The 23,321-nt window shown below is 59.8% G+C and carries 21 protein-coding genes; 10 read left to right on the top strand and 11 right to left on the bottom strand.

Translation table 11 applies throughout. The features are described 5' to 3' along the window. Positions 1-201: 201 nt before the first annotated feature. Complete coding sequence (locus WNZ15_RS22295; RefSeq protein ID WP_342895226.1) at positions 202-510, top strand: hypothetical protein; 309 nt, start codon at positions 202-204, stop codon at positions 508-510. A gap of 27 nt (positions 511-537) precedes the next feature. On the opposite strand, the gene WNZ15_RS22290 is transcribed toward WNZ15_RS22295, so the two are convergent. The 3 genes from WNZ15_RS22290 to WNZ15_RS22280 form a co-directional block, all read right to left on the bottom strand. Further along, positions 538-1,446, bottom strand: a complete 909-nt coding sequence (locus WNZ15_RS22290) for a ThiF family adenylyltransferase (protein ID WP_342895225.1) — start codon at positions 1,444-1,446, stop codon at positions 538-540. A gap of 49 nt (positions 1,447-1,495) precedes the next feature. Beyond that, positions 1,496-2,242 (bottom strand): PEP-CTERM/exosortase system-associated acyltransferase, encoded by a 747-nt coding sequence (locus WNZ15_RS22285; RefSeq protein ID WP_342895224.1) that lies wholly within the window; start codon positions 2,240-2,242, stop codon positions 1,496-1,498. Between the two features lie 200 nt (positions 2,243-2,442). Beyond that, the gene (locus tag WNZ15_RS22280) at positions 2,443-3,078 is read right to left on the bottom strand and encodes a MarC family protein (RefSeq protein WP_342895223.1); all 636 of its coding nucleotides are present in this window, start codon (positions 3,076-3,078) and stop codon (positions 2,443-2,445) included. Positions 3,079-3,296: 218 nt separating this feature from the next. On the opposite strand from WNZ15_RS22280, the gene gyrA reads away from it, so the two are divergent. After that, positions 3,297-6,119: a DNA gyrase subunit A gene (gyrA, locus tag WNZ15_RS22275; RefSeq protein ID WP_342895222.1), complete on the top strand. Its 2,823-nt coding sequence runs from the start codon at positions 3,297-3,299 to the stop codon at positions 6,117-6,119. 94 nt (positions 6,120-6,213) lie between these two features. Here gyrA and WNZ15_RS22270 read toward each other — a convergent pair whose 3' ends face one another. After that, a complete protein-coding gene (locus tag WNZ15_RS22270) occupies positions 6,214-6,630 on the bottom strand; it encodes a phosphopantetheine adenylyltransferase (protein ID WP_342895221.1) in 417 nt (138 codons plus the stop codon). Positions 6,631-7,059: 429 nt separating this feature from the next. Between WNZ15_RS22270 and coaD the strand changes: the two genes are divergently transcribed. From coaD to tgt, 5 genes are all read left to right on the top strand, one after another. Then, on the top strand, positions 7,060-7,569 hold the full coding sequence (gene coaD / locus WNZ15_RS22265) for a pantetheine-phosphate adenylyltransferase (protein ID WP_342895220.1): 510 nt from the start codon (positions 7,060-7,062) through the stop codon (positions 7,567-7,569). A gap of 63 nt (positions 7,570-7,632) precedes the next feature. After that, on the top strand, positions 7,633-8,154 hold the full coding sequence (locus tag WNZ15_RS22260) for a peptidylprolyl isomerase (protein ID WP_342895271.1): 522 nt from the start codon (positions 7,633-7,635) through the stop codon (positions 8,152-8,154). Positions 8,155-8,204: 50 nt separating this feature from the next. After that, positions 8,205-8,678 carry a peptidylprolyl isomerase gene (locus WNZ15_RS22255; RefSeq protein WP_342895219.1) on the top strand — a complete coding sequence of 158 codons (474 nt, stop codon included), beginning with the start codon at positions 8,205-8,207 and terminating at the stop codon, positions 8,676-8,678. A gap of 197 nt (positions 8,679-8,875) precedes the next feature. Beyond that, the gene (gene queA, locus WNZ15_RS22250; RefSeq protein ID WP_342895218.1) at positions 8,876-9,961 is read left to right on the top strand and encodes a tRNA preQ1(34) S-adenosylmethionine ribosyltransferase-isomerase QueA; all 1,086 of its coding nucleotides are present in this window, start codon (positions 8,876-8,878) and stop codon (positions 9,959-9,961) included. Then, positions 9,958-11,109, top strand: coding sequence for a tRNA guanosine(34) transglycosylase Tgt (gene tgt, locus WNZ15_RS22245; RefSeq protein ID WP_342895217.1), 1,152 nt, complete (start codon positions 9,958-9,960; stop codon positions 11,107-11,109). The genes queA and tgt overlap by 4 nt, the downstream gene beginning before the upstream one ends. Positions 11,110-11,142: 33 nt before the next feature. Here tgt and WNZ15_RS22240 read toward each other — a convergent pair whose 3' ends face one another. The 3 genes from WNZ15_RS22240 to galU all read right to left on the bottom strand — a co-directional run bounded on the left by WNZ15_RS22240 (position 11,143) and on the right by galU (position 14,114). Next, positions 11,143-11,577 carry a DUF4864 domain-containing protein gene (locus WNZ15_RS22240; RefSeq protein WP_342895216.1) on the bottom strand — a complete coding sequence of 145 codons (435 nt, stop codon included), beginning with the start codon at positions 11,575-11,577 and terminating at the stop codon, positions 11,143-11,145. 184 nt (positions 11,578-11,761) lie between these two features. Then, positions 11,762-13,066: a nucleotide sugar dehydrogenase gene (locus tag WNZ15_RS22235; RefSeq protein WP_342895215.1), complete on the bottom strand. Its 1,305-nt coding sequence runs from the start codon at positions 13,064-13,066 to the stop codon at positions 11,762-11,764. Positions 13,067-13,220: 154 nt separating this feature from the next. Next, positions 13,221-14,114 carry a UTP--glucose-1-phosphate uridylyltransferase GalU gene (gene galU / locus WNZ15_RS22230; protein WP_342895214.1) on the bottom strand — a complete coding sequence of 298 codons (894 nt, stop codon included), beginning with the start codon at positions 14,112-14,114 and terminating at the stop codon, positions 13,221-13,223. Between the two features lie 394 nt (positions 14,115-14,508). On the opposite strand from galU, the gene kdsA reads away from it, so the two are divergent. Together kdsA and eno are read left to right on the top strand one after the other, a co-directional pair. Then, complete coding sequence (gene kdsA / locus WNZ15_RS22225) at positions 14,509-15,354, top strand: 3-deoxy-8-phosphooctulonate synthase (protein WP_342895213.1); 846 nt, start codon at positions 14,509-14,511, stop codon at positions 15,352-15,354. A gap of 141 nt (positions 15,355-15,495) precedes the next feature. Beyond that, a complete protein-coding gene (eno, locus tag WNZ15_RS22220) occupies positions 15,496-16,770 on the top strand; it encodes a phosphopyruvate hydratase (RefSeq protein WP_342895212.1) in 1,275 nt (424 codons plus the stop codon). Positions 16,771-16,839: 69 nt separating this feature from the next. On the opposite strand, the gene WNZ15_RS22215 is transcribed toward eno, so the two are convergent. The 4 genes from WNZ15_RS22215 to WNZ15_RS22200 form a co-directional block, all read right to left on the bottom strand. Continuing rightward, positions 16,840-17,514 (bottom strand): DsbA family oxidoreductase, encoded by a 675-nt coding sequence (locus WNZ15_RS22215; RefSeq protein ID WP_342895211.1) that lies wholly within the window; start codon positions 17,512-17,514, stop codon positions 16,840-16,842. Between the two features lie 134 nt (positions 17,515-17,648). Further along, positions 17,649-18,830, bottom strand: coding sequence for a hypothetical protein (locus WNZ15_RS22210; protein ID WP_342895210.1), 1,182 nt, complete (start codon positions 18,828-18,830; stop codon positions 17,649-17,651). A 13-nt stretch (positions 18,831-18,843) separates the two neighbouring features. Then, a complete protein-coding gene (locus WNZ15_RS22205) occupies positions 18,844-20,475 on the bottom strand; it encodes a class I adenylate-forming enzyme family protein (protein WP_342895209.1) in 1,632 nt (543 codons plus the stop codon). A 24-nt stretch (positions 20,476-20,499) separates the two neighbouring features. Then, a complete protein-coding gene (locus WNZ15_RS22200; RefSeq protein ID WP_342895208.1) occupies positions 20,500-22,371 on the bottom strand; it encodes an extracellular solute-binding protein in 1,872 nt (623 codons plus the stop codon). A 164-nt stretch (positions 22,372-22,535) separates the two neighbouring features. On the opposite strand from WNZ15_RS22200, the gene WNZ15_RS22195 reads away from it, so the two are divergent. Next, positions 22,536-23,249, top strand: a complete 714-nt coding sequence (locus WNZ15_RS22195; RefSeq protein WP_342895207.1) for an invasion associated locus B family protein — start codon at positions 22,536-22,538, stop codon at positions 23,247-23,249. The last annotated feature ends 72 nt before the right edge of the window (positions 23,250-23,321 follow it).

Below are 23,321 nucleotides of genomic sequence, written 5' to 3'. Positions count from 1 at the left end.
TGTCGTCTCCCGAGACCTGTGGTTTCCAGCCCAACCAATGTGTTGAAACCTATGACGCAATCGTGACTTTGATCAAGCTGGCATCCTTTGCAAACTGCCGAGATCGACTTCAGTTCACCGGAAAGGCACTTTTTTCAGATGTTTCGCATAGCTGTACTGGCGTTCATGGTCCTTGCTCCTGTTTCCGGAGCGCAACCGTCAATGGCCGGAGACGTCGACATTGTCGGGGCGACCGCAAAGATGTCCGGCAACAGCTGGACTTTTTCCGTCACGCTCAAGCATGCGGACAGTGGCTGGGATCACTACGCGGACCTGTGGCAGGTTCTGACACCGGACGGCAACCTGCTGGGAGAGCGCGTGCTTCTCCATCCTCATGTCAACGAGCAACCCTTCACACGGTCGCTGTCCGGCGTGACGGTTCCCGAGGGTCTGGACACGGTGATCATCCGCGCGCGGGATACCGTCCACGGCGTTTCCCCTGACAGCTTTGAACTCCGGCTTCCGCGTTAGGGGACGGAACCCGGAGCAATTCGCGTGTCAGGTGTCGGAGGCCGCCCCGGCTCCTTGCCCGAGCTGTCCGCGCAGTTTCCGCTTTACGAGGTGAACCTTGAGACTGCGCATCGGATTGCGTCCGCCGAACCACGCCCGCCGGCTGATCATCTGCCCGGCAAGGACATCAACCTGGTGAAACCATGGTGCTGAACGCACGTTGCGCCGGCCAAGCAGAAGTTTCATGGCTTCTGTCGAGGCAACCCCGGCGCTGACGACAATGCCCATTGGCGTAGAAGGCACCTTCCGGCGGACAAAGTCGACATAGGACCTGTCAACCAGATAGGGCAGGTGCAAACCTCGCGGCGCCAGCCCGACGGCAAAGCGAAGGAAATTGTGTTCGGTCTCGCCCTCTTCGAAAGCGAAATAGTCCTCGAAGGACATACCATCGGGCTGGAAGATGATCCATGCGGACCCTGTGGCGACCGGAGCTGCCGTCAAAGCCGGGATACCGCTGACGCGGGCTTGTGCGAACAGGGCCCTGCGCACATCGAGAGCAAAGAAATCGATTGAATCGACGTAGATATCCGCTCCTTCCAGGAACACGCCGGCGTCCTGCGGCCGAAGCGGTGTGTGTGTGACGTCGATCTCGGCCTCGGGATTGATGTCCCTGATCCGGTCCACAATCACGTCCGCCTTGGAGCACCCGAGCGTGGAAACTCCGGCGCCGAACTGGCGGTTGAAGTTGGGAAGATCGAAATCATCGAACTCGCAAAGCTTGAACTTGCAGATCCCCAGCCGGGTGAGGGTAATCGCATGGGCACCACCGACACCGCCCAGTCCGGCGATTGCGACCGTCTTGGTTTTCAACCGGTTTTGTTCTTCCAGCGTGATCCAGCCCAGGGTGCGCGAAAACGCTTCTTCGTAGGAAAATTGCTTGGCATCGATGGAATCCATCCTGTGGTTCCCCAGCTGGTGATTTGAAATACGGATCTGAACAAGAGCATCAGGCGAGGAGACGAACACCATTCGACGTCGCATCCGGAGAGGGCCAGGTGGCTCCCTGATCGGTGATGTAATGCCAGACAGTCCGGTTGTGATGATAAAGGTCGTCCATCAGCGGGGTCATTTCGCGAAACAGCGGCGACCGTTTGCCTCGGTGTTCAATGCGAATACCGACGTCGTGATAATAGAAACCGGCCTTTTCGAGCAGCCTTTGCAGCGAGCGGGCCACGGTCATGACGACGACACCGACATTGTCCCGGAGAATGGCCCGCAGCACTCCCTTGATGAGCGCCAGCGCCGGGAAGATGCCTCTGGCGAGATCCCCCCGGCTGACAGGCCGCGAAACTTCCCGTGCCATCGTCAGGCGCGACAATTCAATGACCCTGTCCGACTGCAGGTGAGGCCGCAGATGCTCCCTGAAACCGTGCGCTAGCTCAAAACTGGGCAGGCTCAGATCCGTGTCCCGGGCGGCGTCATGATAGATGATGCGAACCGTACCGACAGACGCGCCGGTCACGGTGTCCTTGAGCAGAATATGGACGGCGTCATCGTCGTAGCGGTCCCTTTCCAGGCCTTCCGGAAACCTGGTGGAATCCTCCCAGCCACGCGAGAGGCAGTATTCCATGTACCGGAGACGAAGACATTCGTTGATCTCGGAAAAAGAACGACAAATGACCGGTACGTAGTCCGGCAAAATGAGCTGCTGATCCAGAATCGGATCCGGTGAAAATTCGGAAATCCCATGCATCTTGTTTCGCCCCTTGCCCTGTGTCACCTCAGGTCGAATAGGCAGGCCCGATAACAAACGCGTATAAATTTTGTGAAATTTAAATAAATACCCAACTAATCATTGGTAACAAGATCATGTTTGATATCGGCTTTTTCAGCTATCAACCGCGCAGAATCTGTAAAACAACTTAGACGGACAATAAACGGCCCATCATGTCTTTACTGAATGAAAGCCAGAACCCCGTCGGCAACGAATTGCACCGAGAGCGCGGCCAGAAGAACACCCAGCAGGCGCGTGATCACAAGTTGAGCGGTGTCGCCGAGCAGGCGTTCGATCTTGTCGGCGAGCAGAAACGCCCCCAGGCAACTGATCAGAATGACGGCGATGACGCCGCCCAGTCCCGCATAGGCGAGCGTGTCGGGAGCTTCTCCGGACAGGAGGATGATCGCCGAAATCGCGGCCGGTCCCGCTATCAGCGGGATTGCGAGCGGGAAAATCGCAAGTTCGTTCAGGGTACTGTGATGCGTGTCGGCTGATTCGACCGCCTTCTCGGCGGTTTCGGCCTTGCGTTCCTGCCGTTTGCCGAAAATCATCTCGATCGCGATCAGAAACAGAAGTATGCCGCCCGAAACACGGAATGCGGTTACCGAGATGCCCAGAACGTTGAGAACGGTCTGACCGCTGGCGTAGAAAACCAGGAGAATGGCCGCGGCCGTCGCCGTCGCCCGGATCGCAACCTTGCGCCGGTCCGTCCGGCTCATTCCGGCTGTTACGGCCAGGAACATCGGCGCCAGGCCGACCGGATCTATGGTCACGAAAAGCGTCGCGAAAGCGTTGATGTAAAAATCGAGCATTTCCGTTTCCCGCAGCCAGGTTTCAGGAGCGATTCCCACATTTTTATAAGGGATTTGAGGGCGCAGCGACCCGGGTGTCGAAAATCATTTCACCCCCCTGTGCATACTTGTTGTAGCCCGTTGTTTCTAAACGCTTATTAGTTAGGCGGTAAACTGCCGCAAATTTGGACGGGGCGGTTGAATCGGATATAAACGGGCCAGCAATAACAATCAAATGAGTGTCTTCCTTGGCCGACCAGGACAACAGCACCCCTTCCGACGGTCTTCCGTCGGATATCAAACCGGTCTCCATTGTCGATGAAATGAAGCGGAGCTATCTCGATTACGCCATGAGCGTGATCGTGTCACGCGCGCTTCCGGATGTGCGCGACGGTCTGAAACCGGTTCATCGGCGCATCCTGTATTCGATGCATGAAAACGGCTACGAGTGGAACAAGCCCTATCGCAAGTCGGCCCGCGTGGTCGGTGACGTCATGGGTAAATACCACCCGCATGGCGACAGCGCGATCTACGATGCCCTGGTCCGCATGGCGCAGAACTTCTCGCTGCGCCTGCCTCTGATCGACGGACAGGGCAACTTCGGCTCCGTCGACGGCGACCCGGCCGCGGCCATGCGCTACACGGAGTGCCGGCTGGAAAAGGTCGCCCACAAGCTCCTGGACGACATTGACAAGGACACGGTCGATTTCCAGGAAAACTACGACAATTCAGAAAGCGAACCGGTAGTCCTTCCGGCGAAGTTTCCAAACCTTCTGGTCAACGGTGCCGGCGGTATCGCGGTCGGCATGGCCACCAACATTCCGCCGCACAATCTGGGTGAAGTGATCGATGCCGCCATCGCGGTCATGGAAAACCCGGCCATGTCGCTGGAAGAACTGATGCAGATCGTGCCCGGTCCGGATTTTCCGACCGGCGCCATGATCCTCGGCCGCGCCGGGATCCGCAACGCCTATGAAACGGGGCGCGGTTCGGTTGTCATGAGGGCCAAGGTCGACGTGGAAGAGGTCCGCAAGGACCGCAACGCGCTGATCGTCACCGAGATCCCGTATCAGGTCAACAAGTCCACGATGATCGAAAAGATCGCGGAACTTGTGCGTGACAAGCGTGTCGAAGGCATTTCCGACATCCGCGACGAGAGCGACCGCTCGGGCATGCGCGTCGTCATCGAGCTGAAACGCGATGCGGTGCCGGATGTTGTCCTGAATCAGCTTTACCGCTTCAGCCAGTTGCAGACCTCCTTCGGTGCCAACATCGTCGCGCTGAACGGTGGCAAGCCGGAGCAGATGAACCTGTCCGACATGCTGCGGGCATTCGTTTCCTTCCGAGAGGAAGTGGTCCAGCGCAGGACACGGTTCCTTTTGAAAAAAGCCCGCGACCGGGCCCATATCCTGGTCGGGCTCGGCATTGCAGTCGCCAATATCGACGAGATCATCAAGCTGATCCGCAGCGCGCCTGATCCGGCAACCGCCCGCGGACAACTCATGGAGCGCAACTGGCCGGCACAGGACGTGGACGCGTTGATCCGGCTGATCGACGATCCGCGCCACATGGTTCTCGAGGACGGCACCTACAAGCTGTCCGAGGAACAGGCCCGGGCGATCCTGGATCTTCGGCTGCAACGCCTGACGGCCATGGGCCGGGACGAGATCGAGGAAGAACTCAACAAGATCGGTGCCGAAATTTCCGATTTCCTCGACATCCTGCGTTCCAGGGCGCGGATCCAGGAAATCATCCGCAACGAGATGCTGGAGATCAGGGAAGAATTCGCGACGCCTCGCAGGACGGAAATAGTCGAGGGCGGGCCGGACTTCGATGAGGAAGACCTGATCCAGCGCGAGGACATGGTGGTGACCGTATCCCACAGCGGTTACATCAAGCGGGTTCCTCTGACCACCTATCGGGCACAGCGGCGCGGCGGCAAGGGCCGCTCCGGAATGGCGACCAAGGAAGAGGATTTCGTCACCCGGCTGTTCGTGGCAAACACCCACACGCCCGTTCTGTTCTTCTCGTCCCGCGGCATCTGTTACAAGATGAAGGTCTGGCGCCTGCCGCTCGGCGGCCCGACCTCCCGTGGCAAGGCCCTGGTCAACATGTTGCCACTGGAACAGGACGAACAGATCACCTCGATTCTGCCGCTGCCCGAGGACGAGGACAGCTGGGCGAACCTCGATGTGATGTTCGCGACCGTGCGGGGCACCGTGCGCCGGAACAAGCTGTCCGACTTCGTCAGCATCAACCGCAACGGCAAGATCGCGATGAAGCTTGAGGAGGGCGACGGCATTGTCGGTGTCGATACGTGTTCGGAACATGACGATGTCATGCTGACCACCAATTTCGGCCAGTGCATTCGCTTCCCGGCCACCGACGTGCGTGTCTTCGCCGGCCGGAACTCCGTCGGTGTGCGCGGTATCAGGCTGGCGGATGACGACAAGATCATTTCCATGCAGATCCTTCATCACATTGATGTGGATGCGGAACAGCGCGCGGCCTATCTGAAACTTTCACGCGCCATGCGCGGCGAAGCCGACGATACCGGCGGGGCGGCCGACGAGGACGGTGTGGTCGCCGGGGAACTTTCCCAGGAACTTTACGCCCGGATGAGCGCCGCCGAACAGATCATCCTGACGATCTCGGAAAACGGTTACGGCAAGCGGACCTCGTCCTTCGAGTATCGCGTGACGGGCCGTGGCGGCAAAGGCATCACCGCGATGGCTGTCAACGATCGCAACGGCGGACTGGTGGCGTCTTTCCCGGTGGAAGACAACCATCAGATTATGCTGGTGACAGATGGCGGTCAGTTGATCAGGTGTCCGGTCCACGGCATCCGGATCGCGGGCCGGGCCACGCAGGGCGTCATCGTCTTCAAGACGGCGAAGGGCGAGAAGGTCGTGGCGGTCGAAGGCATTTCCGAAGAGGATGACGACGACACGTTCGAAGAAGGTGAGGAGCCGTCGACGGAAGAGGGCCAGGCCGGCGAAACCGATCCGGGCAGTGCGGACGGCACACCTCCGGCCGAAGGCGATGAAAAGCCGGAAAGCTGACGATCCGGAGCGCGTCTTGAGAAAACGACAACAGCGGCCAGGGTGGAACCTGAGCCGCTGTTTGCCGTTTCGGGGAGGGAGGTCGGGAAAGACGTCAGTCGGTCACGGGATACCGCGCGAGAATAGTTTCATTGACGGTCGGGGCCGATTTCTCGACGGTGACGAAGGAAACATTGCGCACACGATCCGCACCGGTCAGGGCAGCCGCACAGCCTTCGCTCCAGGCACCCCAGGTTTCGCCCCGGCATGTCGTGGTTTCCGAAGAGGCGGCGATCCGGTCGCCCTTGTTCACCATTACTCCCTGGGATGCCTGGCTCTTCAGGTCTTCCGCCTGGGACGCATTGCTCGGGTGCAGGGTCATGACACCCGCCGCGATCATCGTTATCAGGGCCAGCAAGAAGACGGCGGCCATCTTGACATGAACGGCCTTGTCGGCGGCCTCCGCGCGGATGGCGAAGGAATTCGGCGCCGTCTGACTTGCGGTCCGGTTGAAAGTTCTGCTGCTCCTCATCGTCCTGGCTCCTGCTCACGCCAACTGTTTTCGATGGATCCACCCTGACGGTTTGGAAGAAAGAGCGATGTGACGGCCGTCACAGTTTGTCAGTTGTTGGCAGAACTCCCCGAACACCCCGCCTTATACCAACCTCAACAAATAAGAACCCGTCTGATGGCACTGTTCCTATTTGCCGGCCAGGCGCGCTGCGCAGGACGGCCTGGTTGGCCGTTCAAGCGGTGCAACGCCGTCCGGCGGGCCGGAACAGGCCACCGAAGGCCGTGTCTGGAGACTGTTCCGTTGCGTCGAAGGTCTTGGACGATAACCCATATCGCCCTGCGACCTGCTTCTTGTTGAACAGTCTCCAGACACGGTCAGATGGGTTCTTATTTGTTGAGCTTGGTATTACTCTTGTGAGGCCGTTGCAGGCGGAGTAAGGAAGGACGCATGACTCGCATCGCTCTTTATCCGGGATCCTTCGATCCCGTTACCAACGGTCACATGGACATATTGCGCCAGGCGCTTGCCCTGGCCGACAAGGTGGTGGTTGCGATCGGCATTCATCCCGGCAAGTCACCGCTGTTTTCCTTTGACGAACGTGTCGACCTGATTCACGCCTCCGCCCGCGCCGAATTCAGCGCGCAGGACGCGAGCCGCATCGACGTCATTGCCTTCGACGACCTCGTCATCGACACGGCGCGCTCCCGGAAGGCGGCCTGTCTCGTCCGCGGACTGCGCGACGGCACCGATCTCGACTACGAAATGCAGATGGCTGGCATGAACGGCACGCTTGAACCCACGATCCGGACCATATTTCTCCCCGCATCTCCGGGCGTGCGCCACATCACGGCCACGTTGGTGCGCCAAATCGCCAAGATGGGCGGCGAAATATCCGCATTCGTTCCGGAGCCGGTCGCCGACCCGCTCAAGCGCCGCGCGACACCCGCCGGAAAATGACCTGAACCCGCGACACACGTGCGGTCTGAACTCTAGGAGCCTCCAGTGCCAAGACTATTTTCAATGCTCGCCCTTCTGGCGTCCCTTGTGATTGCGCCGCTGACTGCCGGCGCACAGGGAACCGATCCTGAAAACACCCTTTATCTGGACCTGAAGGATGGACGTGTCGTCATCCATTTGCGTCCCGACCTTGCACCGAACCACGTCGCGCGCATCAAGAAGCTCGCCCGCGAAGGCTTTTACGACGGGATCGTCTTCCATCGCGTCATTGACGGGTTCATGGCCCAGACCGGGGACCCGACCGGAACGGGCCGGGGCGGCTCCAGTGAACCCGATATCAAGGCGGAGTTCTCGAGCACACCCTTCAAGCGCGGCACCCTCGGCATGGCCCGGGCGGCCAGCCCCGACAGCGCCAACTCGCAGTTCTTCATCATGTTCGCCGATGGCGATTTCCTGAACGGCAACTACACCGTGTTCGGAGAAGTCGTCGACGGCATGAACCATGTCGACAGCATCACCCGCGGCGAACCGCCGGCAAATCCCGACAAGATCGTCAGGATGCAGGTTGCTGCGGACGCTCAGTGATACCCCCTGATACGAATAACCCCAGTTAAACGACACCAGGAGATTACCAGATGGCCGATATCAAAGACGCCGAGAACACCTTGCTGATGGAAACCAGCAAAGGGTCCGTCGTGATCGAGATGAAACCCGACCTGGCCCCCGGTCACGTCGCGCGGATCAAGGAACTCGTGCGCGAAGGTTTCTATGACGGGATCGTCTTCCACCGCGTCATTGACGGATTCATGGCCCAGACAGGATGCCCGCAGGGCACCGGCACCGGCGGTTCCGGCAAGAAACTGCCCGCCGAATTCAGCAAGCACAAGCACGTGCGCGGCACCTGTTCCATGGCCCGTGCCCAGGATCCGAATTCCGGCGACAGCCAGTTCTTCATCTGCTTCACCGACGCTCCCTGGCTCGACGGCCAGTATACGGCCTGGGGCGAGGTGATCGAAGGTATGGACAATATCGACAATATCAAGCGCGGCGAGCCGGTCACCGATCCGGACACGATCGTTTCCCTGAAGGTGGCAGCCGACGCCGCCTGATCCGGAACACGAAAATTTTTGAACAGCGCGGACAGGATTTCCGCGCTGTTCTGCTGTCCGCAAACCGCAGCGGCCAGTTGACCTGACACCGATCCGCCATTAAGAGCCGCTGTCTGATCGATCCGGTAGTCCTGCCTGAACCGGCAGACCGGAGCGAATCGGCCATTTTTCCTTGAAACAGCCCCGGAAGAGCGCCCATGCGCGTCGATCAATTCGATTTTGACCTTCCCAACGAGCGGATCGCGCTGCGTCCGGCGCGCCCGCGCGATGCCGCGCGGATGCTTGTGGTACGGCCCGAAGCGCAGGACGTGCTGCGTGATGGAAGCGTGCGCGACCTGCCCGGATTGCTGCAGCGGGGCGATGCCTTGGTATTTAACGACACCAGGGTCATCCCGGCGCAACTGGAAGGCGTCCGACTTCGCGGTGACATTTCCGCCGGCATCAGCGCGACCCTTCACCTGAGATCGGGCCCTGACAGGTGGCAGGCTTTCGTACGGCCGGCGAAGAAACTGCAAATCGGAGATACGCTTCGGTTTGAAGCCGACGGATGCCTGTTGACGGCCGAGGTCGCCGGAAAGTCCGATGGCGGCGAAGTGCTGCTGGTCTTCGACAGGTCCGGACCGGACCTTGATGCCGCGATAGCCGCAGTCGGCCATATTCCGCTGCCGCCCTATATTGCCCACAAGCGCGGTGAAGACGCTCAGGACCGCAAGGACTACCAGACGATCTTCGCGGAAAAGGACGGCGCCGTCGCGGCACCAACCGCCGGATTGCATTTTACACCCGAGCTGCTGCAGGCACTGGACGATGCCGGCATCGAACAGCACCGGGTCACGCTGCATGTCGGGGCCGGCACATTTCTGCCCGTCAAGGCCGACGACACGAACGATCACAGGATGCATGCCGAATGGGGCGAGGTCTCCGACCAGACGGCTCAGGCGCTCAGCGCCGTGAAGGCGCGGGGCAACAGGGTTGTCAGCGTCGGCACCACATCACTGCGGATACTGGAGAGTGCCGCGAGACAAAGCGGCGCGATTGCGCCGTTCAAGGGCGAAACCTCGATCTTCATCACACCGGGCTACCGCTTTCTGGTGATAGACGCGCTGATGACCAATTTTCACCTGCCCCGATCGACACTGTTCATGCTGGTCTCGGCATTTTCCGGCCTGGAAACAATGCGGGAAGCCTATGACCACGCCATCCGGGAACAGTACCGCTTCTACAGTTATGGCGACGCTTCGCTTCTGTTTCCCCTGAATTCGGCGCCCGAGGACCAAAAATGACCGATACCGCCCGGAAATTCGGCTTCAAGCTGATTGCGACCGACGGCATAGCACGCCGTGGCGAGATTACCACGCCACATGGTGTGGTGCGCACACCGGCATTCATGCCGGTCGGGACCCAGGCGACCGTGAAGGCCATGTATCCGGACCAGGTGCGCGAGACCGGCGCCGACGTCGTTCTCGGCAACACGTATCATCTGATGCTGCGGCCGACGGCGGAACGGGTCGCCCGGCTGGGTGGCCTGCACACCTTCATGAACTGGCCGCATACGATTTTGACGGACAGCGGCGGCTTCCAGGTGATGTCGCTTGCACAATTGCGCAAGCTCGACGAGGACGGCGTCCGCTTTCAGAGCCATATCGATGGAAGCAAGCACCACCTGACACCGGAGAGATCCGTCGAAATCCAGGGCCTGCTCGGGTCCGATATCCAGATGCAACTGGATGAATGCATCAGACTGCCGAGCCCGAAGGAAGAAATAGAGCGGGCGATGGAACTGTCCCTGAGATGGGCGGAGCGGTCACGCAGCCAGTTCGAACGGATGGGCGGACCGGGCAAGGGGCAGGGGCTCTACGGCATTGTCCAGGGCGGTGATCAGCCGGACCTGCGTATCCGTTCGGCGCAAGAACTCGGAAAAATACCGTTCGAGGGCTATTCTGTGGGAGGGTTGGCTGTCGGCGAGCCCCAGGACGTGATGCTGCGGATGCTGGACATCACCACACCGGTGATGCCGGTGGACAAACCGCGTTATCTGATGGGCGTCGGAACACCCGACGATCTCCTGGAAAGCGTGAAACGGGGCATCGACCAGTTCGATTGCGTGATGCCGACGCGCGCCGGACGCCATGGACTGGCCTATACACGCTTCGGCAAGGTCAATCTAAAGAACGCCCGCCATCAGGACGACCCGAGACCACTCGACGCGGACAGCGGCTGCCCGGCCTCCAGCGTTTACAGCCGTGCCTATCTCCATCATCTCGTGCGGGCGGGCGAGGGCCTTGCGGGCATGCTGCTGACCTGGAACAACATCGCCTATTATCAGGTCCTGATGCAGGGCATGCGCGATGCTATCGAAACAGGCACGTTCGACGACTTCTACGCCCGCACCAAGGAAGACTGGGCAAAGGGCGATATCGCGTCGCTCTGAACCGCCTCGAGGGCGGAACCCCGGCCTGTTCGTTCAGGCAGCGAACCCTGTCGATTTGGTCAGGTAACAGCCGGAAATCCGCCAGCTGCCGTCACTCTGCTGTTCAAAACTGTACAGGGCCAGCCAGTGGTTTCCCTTCGGACCGGTCACAAAGACTTCCTGTGTCGGCCCCTGACCGGTCATTTTGGAGCGGCCAAAGGTAACGTCCTGCGGCTGGTAGACCGGTCTGTAGCCCTGGCGGACCATTTCCATGAAGAATTCAGGCGTCTGGAATTGTTGCTGGAGCGATCTGGTCGCGAAGCCGAAGGCCGCTTTTGCATTGCCCGATGCAAAGGCATTCATCTGGTTCTTGATGACTTTTTGAAGCGCGCTGCCGTCGAAGCCGTCATCCGCACTGACGGCGCCGGCCGTCATGAGCGCGAGCGCGGCACCCGCGACGGCTGATTTCCAGAAACAAGCGTGAACCATGGCCGATGTCTCCCTTCTCGAAACGTGGCCAGTATACGGCGCATTGCTCACTTCGGTTTACTGAAATCAGGATATCCCCTGCGTCAATTAAAGATCGTTAGGTGTGAAAAGCCTTTGCGGGAGCATCGGAAACACCATTTGCCGGCGCATGAAATTTGTTTGCACCGGAAACAATCCAGTGATTTCAAAGGCGCCAGAGACTGACACCGTCGGGCAGGGCGTTTCTGGCAAGCACGGCGGGAATGTCGGCAACCAGGCCCTGTCCGTCCTTCAGGACGCGGGTTACCGTGTGCCAGCCGGTGCCATCCTGACAAAAATGCGCATGCGGCACCGCCAGAACCACCGCATCCGATCCTTCCAGAGCCTCTTGCGCGCACAAGGTGATTCCATATTCAGAGGTGACCGCCTCTGCGTCGGCGAGAGGGTCATGCACCTGAACCTGGGCACCGAACCGTTCCAGTTCCCTTACCAGGTCAACAACCTTGGAATTGCGGGTGTCGGGAACATCGGCCTTGTAGGTCAATCCGAGAACGGCCACCCGGGGCGGCATGGGCAAACCCAGTTTGACGCATTCCTGAACAATCTTGCCGGCGACAAATGCCGGCATGGCTTCATTGGTGCCGCGGCCGGCCAGAATGACCTGCGGTGTCATGCCGATTTCATGGGCCTTGTGGGTCAGATAATAGGGATCGACACCAATGCAGTGGCCACCGACAAGACCAGGCTGGAAAGGCAGGAAATTCCACTTGGTGCCGGCTCCCGTCAATACGTCCCTGGTATCGATGCCCATTTGATGGAACAGCATGGCGAGTTCGTTCATCAAGGCGATGTTGAGATCGCGCTGCGTGTTTTCGATCACCTTGGCGGCTTCCGCCACCTTGATGGAGGGGGCGAGGTGAATGCCGGCATCGACCACTGCGCCATACACCGCAACCAGCAGATCCGCCGCGCTGGCCGTGGACGCCGAAACGATTTTGGTTATGTCGGAAAAGCCGCGTGCGGTATCGCCGGGATTGATCCTTTCGGGCGAATATCCGACTTCGAACCCGTGACCCAGCTTGAGCCCCGAGGCGCCTTCCAGGACCGGCACCGCGACTTCTTCCGTCGCTCCCGGAAAGACGGTCGACTCAAAAACCACGATCGCTCCGGGTTTCAGGTTTCTCCCTGCGGTTCCGGCTGCCGCGATGAATGGGGACAAATCCGGCCGCTTGACATCGTCGACCGGCGTCGGCACGGCGACGATCAGAATGTCCCTGTCGCGCAGACTGGTTTCATCGGCGGAAAGAGACAGCGTTTCTTGCCTCAATTCGTCAGGTTCAACCGACGACGTGCTGTCGCGCCCCTGACGTAGTTCTTCCAGACGCCTGCGGTTGATGTCGAACCCGAGCGTATCGAAGCCGCGCGCAGCGAATGCGGCGGCGACCGGCAGCCCGACATAACCAAGGCCGATAACGGCGATTTTCAGGGATTTGAGATCGGGGTCGGGCATGTGACTTCCGCAATGGGGCCAGAACGACGGGGCCAGAAAAACGGGGCAAGGGCAGGGAGCAGGAACGGAACCACCGGGTCGCAATCCGGCGGTTCCCGGTTTTCCATGAAGGGTGCGCGGATCGGATCAAAGCCCGTCCGCGCACCAGCGAACTCTATTCGGCTGCCAGCGGTTGACGGATCACTTCCTCCAGGAAGGGAACCAGTTCTCTGGCAAGCTTCGGGTCGTCCATTCCGAAGGCGATGTTGGCACTCAGGAAACCGACCTTGTTGCCGCAATCGTAGCTGCGGCCCTCGAACTTGAGCGAGGCGAAGGATTGCTGCTTCATCAGGGAAAGCATGCTGTCCGTCAGCTGGATCTCACCGCCGGCCCCCTGGCCCTGACTGGACAACAGGTCGAAGATTTCAGGCTGGAGAATGTAGCGCCCCGTGATCATCAGGTTTGAGGGTGCCGTTCCCGGGGCCGGTTTCTCCACCATGTTGGAGATCCTGTGCGCATTGGGAGCGATCTCGCCGGACAGTTCGACGATGCCGTACTGATGGGTCTGATCATCGGGAACTTCTTCAACGGCGACAATGTTTCCGCCGGACTTGTCGTAAACATCCACCATCTGTTTCAGACAACTGACCTGCGATTTGATGATGACGTCCGGAAGCAGGATGGCGAAAGGTTCATCGCCGATGATGTCACGGGCGCACCAGATGGCGTGACCGAGGCCAAGCGGCGCCTGCTGACGCGTGAAACTGGTGGAGCCTGGTTGCGGCCGGTGTTTTTCAAGCAGCTCCAGGGCGGCGGTCTTGTTGCGCGCCTTCAGCGTGTCTTCAAGCTCGTAGGCCACATCGAAATGGTCTTCGATCACGTGCTTGTTACGGCCCGTCACGAACACGATGTGCTCGATGCCGGCCGCACGCGCCTCATCGACGACGTACTGGATGATCGGCCGGTCGACGATGGTCAGCATTTCCTTGGGCACCGCCTTGGTCGCGGGCAAAAACCGTGTGCCCAGGCCGGCAACGGGCAGGACTGCTTTGCGTATGGGCTTGTTCATCTGTTGGTCTTCCATTGCTGCTTGTCAGCGTGATCGGTGATCTTCGCCCACTCATAAACAACGCGGGCAGGAAACTCACGCGCAAATAACCGGATTCGCGGACCACCGGTAGCACCGCCCCGGCACTGGCTCCGAATTTGATCGAAGCCCTTGCGCTTGCGGCAAGTGGTTCGAACGCGTCGATTTTTCAATAGGAAAGAAGCGTGATGACATTGCGGCAAAGGGTCGGCGGCGCGAAATTCATACGCTTGGGCACCCCCGAATGCAGAAAATCAGAGCGATATTGCGGGCAGGCCAAAAGAACGCTATGGAACACCCAATTTGAAGCCGGGACAGGGCGACCCGATACGGGAACGCCCAGGCCCCGGCACTCCTTTTGAGCAAGTGGTGGATGATGACTGAGGCAAATCGCAACGTATCGGCAGGCAACGTCACGTTCAGCAACAATGCGGCCTTCAGCCTCATTGCCGGTCCCTGCCAGTTGGAAAGCAGGGCCCATGCGCTGGAATGCGCGGCCGCGATCAAGGAAATTACGACAAAACTCGGCATCGCAACTGTCTTCAAGACGTCCTACGACAAGGCCAACCGAACCTCCCTGAGCGGCGTGCGCGGCGTCGGAATGAAGGAAGCCCTGCCGATCTTTGCCGAAATCAAGGAAACCTTCGGCATGCCTGTGCTGACGGATGTCCATGCCCCGGACCAGTGCGCTCCGGTGGCGGAAGTCGTCGATATCCTGCAAATTCCTGCTTTCTTGTGCCGTCAGACGGATCTTCTGATCGCGGCCGCGAACACCGGCCGTGTCGTCAACGTGAAGAAGGGGCAGTTTCTTGCGCCCTGGGACATGAAGAACGTTCTCGGCAAGGTAACGGGATCCGGCAATCCGAACGTTCTCCTGACGGAACGCGGCGCGAGCTTCGGCTACAACACGCTGGTCACCGACATGCGCTCCCTGCCGATCATGGCCCAGACCGGCGCGCCGGTCGTTTTCGACGCAACCCATTCCGCCCAGCAGCCGGGCGGGCAGGGTGGCTCATCCGGCGGTGACCGGACCATGGTGCCGGTTCTGGCCCGCGCGGCCGTAGCCGTCGGTGTCGCCGGCCTGTTCATTGAAACACATCCGGATCCGGACAACGCTCCGTCCGACGGACCCAACATGGTGCCGCTGAAGGACCTGGAAGCGCTGCTGGCGCAATTGCAGGCGCTCGACAATGTGGTCAAGTCCCCCGCAGCGGCCGAATAGGCAGACAACGGCCGCGCCCGCGCGGCTTCCTTTCATACGGGCGACCACGGCTCAAATCGGGCCGGTTCGCCCGCCACTCCACATGCCGGATATGTTCCGGCACGTGCCAGTCACGCTACATGCCACAACGGAGTTCTTCCCATGACCGCCATCATTGATGTCATCGGCCGCCAGATATTCGACAGCCGTGGTAACCCGACTGTCGAAGTCGACGTTTTTCTGGAAGACGGGTCCTTTGGCCGTGCGGCGGTTCCCTCCGGGGCGTCCACGGGCGCCCATGAAGCCGTGGAACTGCGCGACGGCGGCGACAGATACATGGGCAAGGGCGTACAGAAGGCAGTCGACGCCGTGAACGGCGAGATCTTCGAGACCGTGGGCGGCCTGGAGGCCGAGGACCAGTTGCAGATCGACCAGGCCATGATCGATCTCGACGGCACCAGCAACAAGGCCCGCCTCGGCGCGAACGCCATTCTGGGTGTCTCTCTGGCTGTCGCCCGTGCAGCCGCCCAGGCGACCGGGCTGCCGCTCTATCGCTACGTCGGCGGCACTTCGGCCCGCACACTGCCGGTCCCGATGATGAACATCATCAATGGCGGCGCCCATGCGGACAATCCGATCGACTTCCAGGAATTCATGATCATGCCGGTCGGCGCCGAAACGTTCAGCGAAGCGGTTCGCATGGGCACGGAAGTCTTCCACACCTTGAAAAAGGCATTGAGCGCCGCCGGTCACAACACCAATGTCGGCGATGAAGGCGGTTTCGCACCCAACCTTGAATCCACCGATGCCGCCATCGGCTTCGTCATGAAGGCCATCGAGACCGCCGGCTACAAGCCCGGCGAAGACATGTATCTCGCACTGGATGCAGCCTCGACGGAATTCTTCAAGAACGGCAAATACGAGCTGGAAGGTGAGGGCAAGTCCCTCGGGCCCCAGGAAATGGCGACCTATCTGGAGGATCTTGCTGCCCGTTACCCGATCATCTCCATCGAGGACGGACTTGCCGAAGACGACTGGGAGGGCTGGAAAGCCTCAACCGATCTGTTCGGTGACAAGTGTCAGCTGGTCGGCGACGATCTTTTCGTCACCAACTCCGAGCGCCTCCGCAAGGGCATCGACATGGGCGTTGCAAACTCGATCCTGATCAAGGTCAACCAGATCGGAACCCTGTCGGAAACACTCGATGCCGTCGAGACCGCTCACAAGGCAGCCTATACGGCGGTGATGTCGCACCGCTCCGGGGAAACCGAGGATTCCACAATCGCAGACCTCGCGGTCGCCACCAATTGCGGGCAGATCAAGACCGGCTCTCTGGCCCGGTCCGACCGGCTTGCCAAATACAACCAGCTGCTCCGCATCGAGGAAGAACTCGGGGCCCAGGCCTACTATGCCGGCCGTTCGATCCTGCGCGGCTGAACGGCGAAACGATCAAAAGAAAAAGCCCCGCACAACCTGCGGGGCTTTTTTCGGGGTGAACCCCGGAACTCAGTTCGAGGCAGCTGCCTGCGGATTGGTTTTGGTTTCCTCCGCATGCACAAGCGCGGCGGCGATCGTCTCGGCCTTTTCTGCTCCCGCCAGGACGAACCGCCCATCGATGATGAAACAGGGAACGCCGGTGATACCGGACTCCTGCGCGCTGGCAATCTGCGCTTCCACCTTGTCCAGATCGGTCTCGGTCTCGAGAAGCTGCTCTACCAGATCGGATTGCATGCCGGCTTCCCGGGAAATGCGGACCAGTGTTTCGGACTGGGTCAGGTCCTCGCCATCGAGAAAATAGGCCTTGAACAGGCGCTCGACCACCTCGTCCTGAAGATCGTCATCCCGGGCCCACAGGATCAATCTGTGGCAATCAAGCGTGTTCGGCGACAGCGCGATGTCTTCAAAGGCAAAGTCGATACCTTCTTCATGACCCGCCGCACCGATCTGGCTGTAGAACGCGTTGGCGCTCTGTAGGCCGCCGAACTTGTCGCTCAGATACTGCTGCCGGTCCTTGCCGGTTTTGGGCAGGGTGGAATCCAGTTGAAACGGATGCCAGCGGACCAGCACGTCCAGTTGCGGCACGGCCCGCAAGGCAGCTTCCAGCCGCCGTTTGCCAATGTAGCACCACGGACACATCACATCTGACACGATATCGACTGTAAGGGGAGCTGATGTGGTCATTCGACTTCCTGGATTGCTGGTGTGTGTCTCAAGGCTAACCGCTCTGAAGTAAATGCCAAGCCTGATTTCATGGCAGCGTTAAGGCGAATGTTGCAAAAAAGGGAAAATGGGGCACTTGCAGCAGGAGACACGCCCTAAAGCACTGTGTGCGTCAAGATCGAGTTGATCCGTTTCTGCAGGCGTCTGGTGCCTTGCTCGTTTTTCAACACCGCCACAGGTCCGAGTTCCCGGACCAGGCACACGAGATCCTCGTCCCGGCTGGTCGCGTCGGCGACCGACAGCAGCGTGGCGTGTATTTCTTCAAGGTTGTCGGCGGACGTTGCCTCGATGCCGAAGTTTTCCGGTTGAAGCCGCATTTCCCAGAGATCCAGGCCGCGCACCGCCAGCGCGTTGCTGCAGGCTTCCAGATAGGTTGTGTAGTCCGACACGCCAAGCCCCCCGACGGTTACCTGCTGCCGCAGCCACATCTGACTTTCCGCCAGAACCCTGTCGGCGAGACGGCGACGTTTTCCAAACCGGATTGCCGAGTTCAATCTCTGAACGAGCGTTTCTTTCCGGTTTTCGCCAGCCAGGACATCGGACGCCCCGTTGCGGAACAACTGGACAAGATCCTCCTCGCGGTTGCACACGGCAAGAACAGGCAGGCCGGCGAAGCGGGAATCCCTGCGGATCTGCTGCATGTAATCGACCGCGTCATCGAAAGGAGCATCGATTACCACGGCGTCGAACGCGCGTTTGGTCATGTATTCGACGGCCATGTTGCCGTCGAAGGCACCGACGACTTCGACTTTCTGGTCGCTGGCGTCCTGCCATTCCAGAAAGCGGCCGCTGAGACCCACGACCATCAGGCTGCTGGTGCCGGATTGATGCGGAGCGGTTCCAAAACCGGGAATGCGTCCGAAGATGCGCCGGCGGAGCTGGGCTTCCTCCGAGCGCAGCAGGGCGCGTTGATGAATGCAGATCAGCATCAGCAACACTTCATCCGGCACGATCCTGTCAACGATTGCAGTAGGCTGCACCCCGGACGGCAGCAGGTCCTCGCTGCCCGTCAGCAGATAGAACGGCACATCACACGGCAGAGTGCGGATCTGGGGAATCAGCCAGGAAAAAAAATCGTTTCGAATGCCGGTTTCCAGGCAGGCGACATCGACAACGACGGCAGCGGGCAGGGCCATCGGGATCCGGCTGTTCCGCTCGAACATGTTAAGCAACGACACATCAAGATCTTCCGGCGCGTCACCGTTACTGCTGCGTTTCGGCCTGCGGCCCGCATACCAGTAAGGTCCACGCCAGGAGAGCGAGGTTTCTACATCCATTCCCTGTCCCCACCTACGCCACGGCAGCAGGCAATCGCTGGGTTCGCATGGTCAGCCGTTCTCTGCAGACTGTTCCATCCGAATTCCGTGGCAATGACTGTAAAATCAGCACACGATGGGGGATCTTGGCAAGGTCTACTCCGTCCGCATCCAGATAGGCAAAGAAAGCGCCTGCATCCGGCACGTGACCAGATTCGGGAACGAGAGCGGCGTACATCCGGGCGCCGAGCACCGAATCCTCGACCACAAAGGCTGCCGCCTCCCTTATCCCGGGATAGTCGGCATAGATGGTGTCAATGGTTTCAAGGTTGCCCGTACCCAGGGCATATAGACCGGGTATGCCGAATCCGGAGATACCGCCTTCGGTCAGTTCGACCTTGATGTTGGTATTGAGAAATCCGGTCTCTTCCCAGCGCACCTGGCGATCTTCTCCGTTGATGGTACGCCAGCCGATGTCAGGAACCGCCGGCCCCTTCACCAGAAGGACGGGCTGTTGCGTGTCACCGTCCTCGGTGACTGCAATTTCCAGAAGGGCTGGCCCGCTCTCACACCCGTTAGGCCCGCAATGCTTTCCCAGCGCAGTCGCCTTCATTTTTGCCGAAGGACCTCGCGCCTTGGCGACGAGCGCGAATTCATCGGCAATTTGAAGGTCGACCAGCCGCCTGCGCGCGACGAATGCGACCGGACGAGGGGCCGCGATGTTCCAGGCGGCCAGCAAGGTCGTCTTCGAATTGGTCAGCTTGCGGTCAAGCGTCTGCGCGAGCGGTCCGGGTGTCATCACCACATCCGCTTCGACTTCGTTCGCATGCGCTGCAAGGTTTTCCAGCGAGGTCGGGTGATGCAGATGCAATGTGCTGCCCGTCAACAGCCAGGGAACCAGCCCGCCCCCCAGGCCCGTCAGTCCACTCAGGGAATAGGGCAGGACAATCGAACTGCCTTCCTTGAGATGGGCCTCGTGGACGATCATGCCGGCTGCCGTGATCCAGTGATTGTGGCAGCGTGTGACCGGAACATTTTCCTCGCCGCTGCGGCTCCAGCAGATCGTCGCCGTGTGGTCGGCCGGCTCCGGCCGCTCACCGGGCGTGAACACCAGCTCGTCACCCATTTCCGCCAGCATTGGTCCCAGTTCGATGAGACCATCCGGAATATCCTTGCCGAGCCCGAACACGAAGCGCAGAGAAAACAGATCGGCGGCAACGTCCCGCGCGGCTGACCCCACATCCCTGGTTTCAACACGGTCCGCCGCGATGAACCCCTTGGCGCCTATGGAGTTCAACGCCTCCAGCACGTTTTTCTGCCGCCAGTGCAGCGGCAGCGGCGACACGACCAGATCGGCCCGCAAGGCCGCCAGCAAGGCAATCACCGTGTCCACGGTGTTGGGCGCCTGAACGCCGATCACGTGATCGGAACTCAGGCCCACAGTGGCGTAGAAGGCCGCGAGCCGGTCGATTTCCCGATCCGCCTCGGCATAGGTCAATTTCCTCGGAGTGCCGCCGGTCCAGGTCGCCCGGTCCGGCGCATCGACCAGGGCCGTGCGGTCGGGATGCTTCTCGGCGGTGTTCCGGAAGAGTTCGTCCAGCGGCACATCGGACCAGGCTCCGCTTTCATGGTATTCCCGAGACAGTTTTTCTTCGGTCGCTTTCATAATGTCTTTCGTCCATTGGTCCGATTATTGGGCCTCGGCAGACCACCAAGTGTCGTATTCGTGCCCGTAGAGAGAATCCCGCCGAGGCGGCACGACCGTGTTCCAGTAGGCCACCCAGTCGTCCTTCACATGATAGAGCGGCACTGCGTAGGCGCCGGATATCAGCACGCGGTCGAAGGCTTTGACCGCATCGACAAAGTCTTCGCGGCTGCCGGCGGCAACGATTTCATCGATAAGCGCGTCGATGGCCGGTTCCCTGGCTCCAACGAAATTGAAGGATCCGTCCGCGTCTGCGGCCTTGGTGGACCAGCGGCCATACTGCTCCGCGCCAGGGGACAGCGACGCATACCAGGTGTTGAACACCATATCGAAATCGCGCTTCGTGCGCCGGTCCTCGAATTGCGAAGGATCAACGCTGCGAACGCCTGCCTCGATTCCAAGGAGCTCCAGCGTCCGGACATAGGCCAGAGCCAGTTTTTCCTCGTCCTCGTTCTTGGCGAGAATTTCAAAAGACAACGGTTTGCCGCTGTCCCCGTTCACCAGCTTGCGGTCTTTCAGAACGTAGCCGGCGCTGGCGAAAACATCGAGAGCCGCCTTGAGCACCTTGCGATCCCGGCCGGACCCGTCCGCATCGGCCGGACGCCAGGTACCGTTCATGACCATCGGGTCAACCGCATCCGGGAAAGGCGCAAGCAATTCCTTCTCGCGCGCGCTTGCCGGGCGGCCGATGGAAGACAGCTCGGAATTGTCCCAGTATCCGGCGGTCCTTGTATAAAGGCCGTAGAACAGGTTGCGGTTCACCCATTCGAAATCGAACAGCATACGCAGCGCCTTGCGCACATTCGGGTCGGAGAACTGATCCCGGCGGGTGTTGAAGGCAATGCCCTGCATGGCCGCCGGAATACCCAGCGGAATTGCCCTTTTGACAACATCGCCATTTTCGGCCGCAGGAAAATCGAACCCGGTTGCCCATCTGGTCGGATCGCCGAATTTGAGCGCGTTCACGAGACCTTTCTTGAAGGCCTCCTGAAGGGTTGTTTCGTCCCGGAAATACTCGACGCGGATCTCGTCGAAATTGTCGAAACCCGCCTTGACCGGCAGATCGCGGGCCCAGTAGTCCGGGTTCTTTTCATAGACCACCAGACGGCCAGGCTCGATGGTCTTGAACGTATAGGGCCCCGATCCGACCGGCGGGGTCAGCGTGGACTTGTCGAAGGTTTCCGCATCGGTGTGGGCCTTGGCAAAGACCGGTGCCAGGGCAATCAGAAGCGGCAGTTCCCGGTTGTCGCCATTTTCAAAAACAAGTTTCAGTCGGTTTGGCGCCGTGACCTGTTTTTCCGCTATCGCTGCATACCAGTTGCGGTAGGGCGGGCGGCCCTTGGCCTCGATCACCTCGAGCGAGAAAATCACATCATCCACAGTCACCGGGGAGCCGTCGGAGAACCTTGCATCCGGATTGAGTTCGAATTCGATCCACTCCCGGCTGTCGGGCATGCGCACGCGTTGAGCAAGCAATCCGTACAATGAAAACGGTTCCGCATAGGAGCGAACCATCAGGCTTTCCAGGATGTTGTTGCCGAATTCCCGTTCACGCATGCCTCGCGCGGACGTCCAGCCGCCCTGTACGATAAAGGAATTGAGGCTGTCGAAGGTGCCTTGAACACCAAGCGTGATAGCTCCTCCCTTGGGCGCGTCCGGATTGACATAGGGAAACGGCTGACCGGGCCCGAGAGCCGGCGTGCCATGCATCGAGATGGCATGGCTCCACGGCACGTCCTCGTCGTTGGCCCATGCGGGCATCGCCCAGCCAGCTCCGATCAGGCCGGAGACGATCGCAAGGTTTCCAAATGCCTTGCTCACCTGGGAGAGGAGGCCGGTAAAAATAGAAAAACGCATGACTGCCGCCCGGAATTCCGTTGATTCTCACACGGCAGAGTACCACAAGGTTAACGTGAACGCGCCCGAGGCCAGTCACTATCAGCAAGATATTCAGGTTTGAATCGTTGCTTCCACCTGCGTTGCATATCGGCCACCATCTTGCCCAAATTAGGTGTCTTACCATGCTTTTCACGGTTCGAATGTTCGAACGGGCCTTGCGGTTGGTTCCGGAATGCCTCAGAACAACGCGAAAGTTTCGTACACGCACGATTGAGGACGTTTCGATGAAGAGTGTTTTGAAAAGAAGATTGTACGGATGTGCCACGGGTGCGTTCGTGGCCCTGTCTTCTTTTGCTGGTGCTCCCGCAATCGCCCAGGAAGAAAAGAGCCCTTGGACGAAAGCGTGTAACACCAACGCGGATACCCAGAAGGAAGTCTGCTTCATTTCGATTGAACTGCGCACCAATACCGGACAGTTCCTGAGCAACATTGCCATTCAGGAAACCGAAGGCGAAGCACGCAAGAAGCTGCTCGCTGCCGTGCCCACCGGTGTTCTGCTCCAGCCGGGTCTGCGCATTCAGATCGACGACGGCAAGGCCATCCAGGCCAAATACAGCATTTGTGCTCCCAATGCCTGTTACGCGGAATTGGCAATTGATGACTCGTTCATCAACACCATGAAGCAGGGCGGTGAAATGATCGTTGCGCCTTACAATCAGCAGGCCAAGGAAATCGTCTTCAAGATGACGCTGATCGGCTTCACGAAGGTCTATGATGGCGAGCCGATGAATCTCGCTGACCTGCAGAAGCGTCAGGAAGAACTGCAGAGCGAATTGCAGAAGCGTGCCGACGAAGCCCGCCAGAAGCTCATCGACGCTCAAAACCAGAGCCAGTAAGACCCCCGCGCGGTCCTGAAAAGCAAAAAAGGGCCGGATCCCAGGGATCCGGCCTTTTTCGTTAAGATGAGA

Source organism: Roseibium sp. AS2, assembly GCF_038900065.1.
Lineage (GTDB): Bacteria > Pseudomonadota > Alphaproteobacteria > Rhizobiales > Stappiaceae > Roseibium.
This window is presented reverse-complemented; position numbering and strand designations above follow the sequence as displayed.

Coding starts and splice junctions, on each gene's coding strand:
- WNZ15_RS22215 (WP_342895211.1), bottom strand. CDS start 17,514: ATGACCACATCAGCTCCCCTTACAGTCGATATCGTGTCAGATGTGATG.
- galU (WP_342895214.1), bottom strand. CDS start 14,114: ATGAACAAGCCCATACGCAAAGCAGTCCTGCCCGTTGCCGGCCTGGGC.
- eno (WP_342895212.1), top strand. CDS start 15,496: ATGACCGCCATCATTGATGTCATCGGCCGCCAGATATTCGACAGCCGT.
- WNZ15_RS22210 (WP_342895210.1), bottom strand. CDS start 18,830: ATGGATGTAGAAACCTCGCTCTCCTGGCGTGGACCTTACTGGTATGCG.
- WNZ15_RS22255 (WP_342895219.1), top strand. CDS start 8,205: ATGGCCGATATCAAAGACGCCGAGAACACCTTGCTGATGGAAACCAGC.
- WNZ15_RS22260 (WP_342895271.1), top strand. CDS start 7,633: ATGCTCGCCCTTCTGGCGTCCCTTGTGATTGCGCCGCTGACTGCCGGC.
- WNZ15_RS22295 (WP_342895226.1), top strand. CDS start 202: ATGGCCGGAGACGTCGACATTGTCGGGGCGACCGCAAAGATGTCCGGC.
- WNZ15_RS22290 (WP_342895225.1), bottom strand. CDS start 1,446: ATGGATTCCATCGATGCCAAGCAATTTTCCTACGAAGAAGCGTTTTCG.
- WNZ15_RS22235 (WP_342895215.1), bottom strand. CDS start 13,066: ATGCCCGACCCCGATCTCAAATCCCTGAAAATCGCCGTTATCGGCCTT.
- queA (WP_342895218.1), top strand. CDS start 8,876: ATGCGCGTCGATCAATTCGATTTTGACCTTCCCAACGAGCGGATCGCG.
- WNZ15_RS22195 (WP_342895207.1), top strand. CDS start 22,536: ATGCTTTTCACGGTTCGAATGTTCGAACGGGCCTTGCGGTTGGTTCCG.
- tgt (WP_342895217.1), top strand. CDS start 9,958: ATGACCGATACCGCCCGGAAATTCGGCTTCAAGCTGATTGCGACCGAC.
- WNZ15_RS22200 (WP_342895208.1), bottom strand. CDS start 22,371: ATGCGTTTTTCTATTTTTACCGGCCTCCTCTCCCAGGTGAGCAAGGCA.
- coaD (WP_342895220.1), top strand. CDS start 7,060: ATGACTCGCATCGCTCTTTATCCGGGATCCTTCGATCCCGTTACCAAC.
- WNZ15_RS22270 (WP_342895221.1), bottom strand. CDS start 6,630: ATGAGGAGCAGCAGAACTTTCAACCGGACCGCAAGTCAGACGGCGCCG.
- WNZ15_RS22280 (WP_342895223.1), bottom strand. CDS start 3,078: ATGCTCGATTTTTACATCAACGCTTTCGCGACGCTTTTCGTGACCATA.
- WNZ15_RS22240 (WP_342895216.1), bottom strand. CDS start 11,577: ATGGTTCACGCTTGTTTCTGGAAATCAGCCGTCGCGGGTGCCGCGCTC.
- kdsA (WP_342895213.1), top strand. CDS start 14,509: ATGACTGAGGCAAATCGCAACGTATCGGCAGGCAACGTCACGTTCAGC.
- WNZ15_RS22205 (WP_342895209.1), bottom strand. CDS start 20,475: ATGAAAGCGACCGAAGAAAAACTGTCTCGGGAATACCATGAAAGCGGA.
- WNZ15_RS22285 (WP_342895224.1), bottom strand. CDS start 2,242: ATGCATGGGATTTCCGAATTTTCACCGGATCCGATTCTGGATCAGCAG.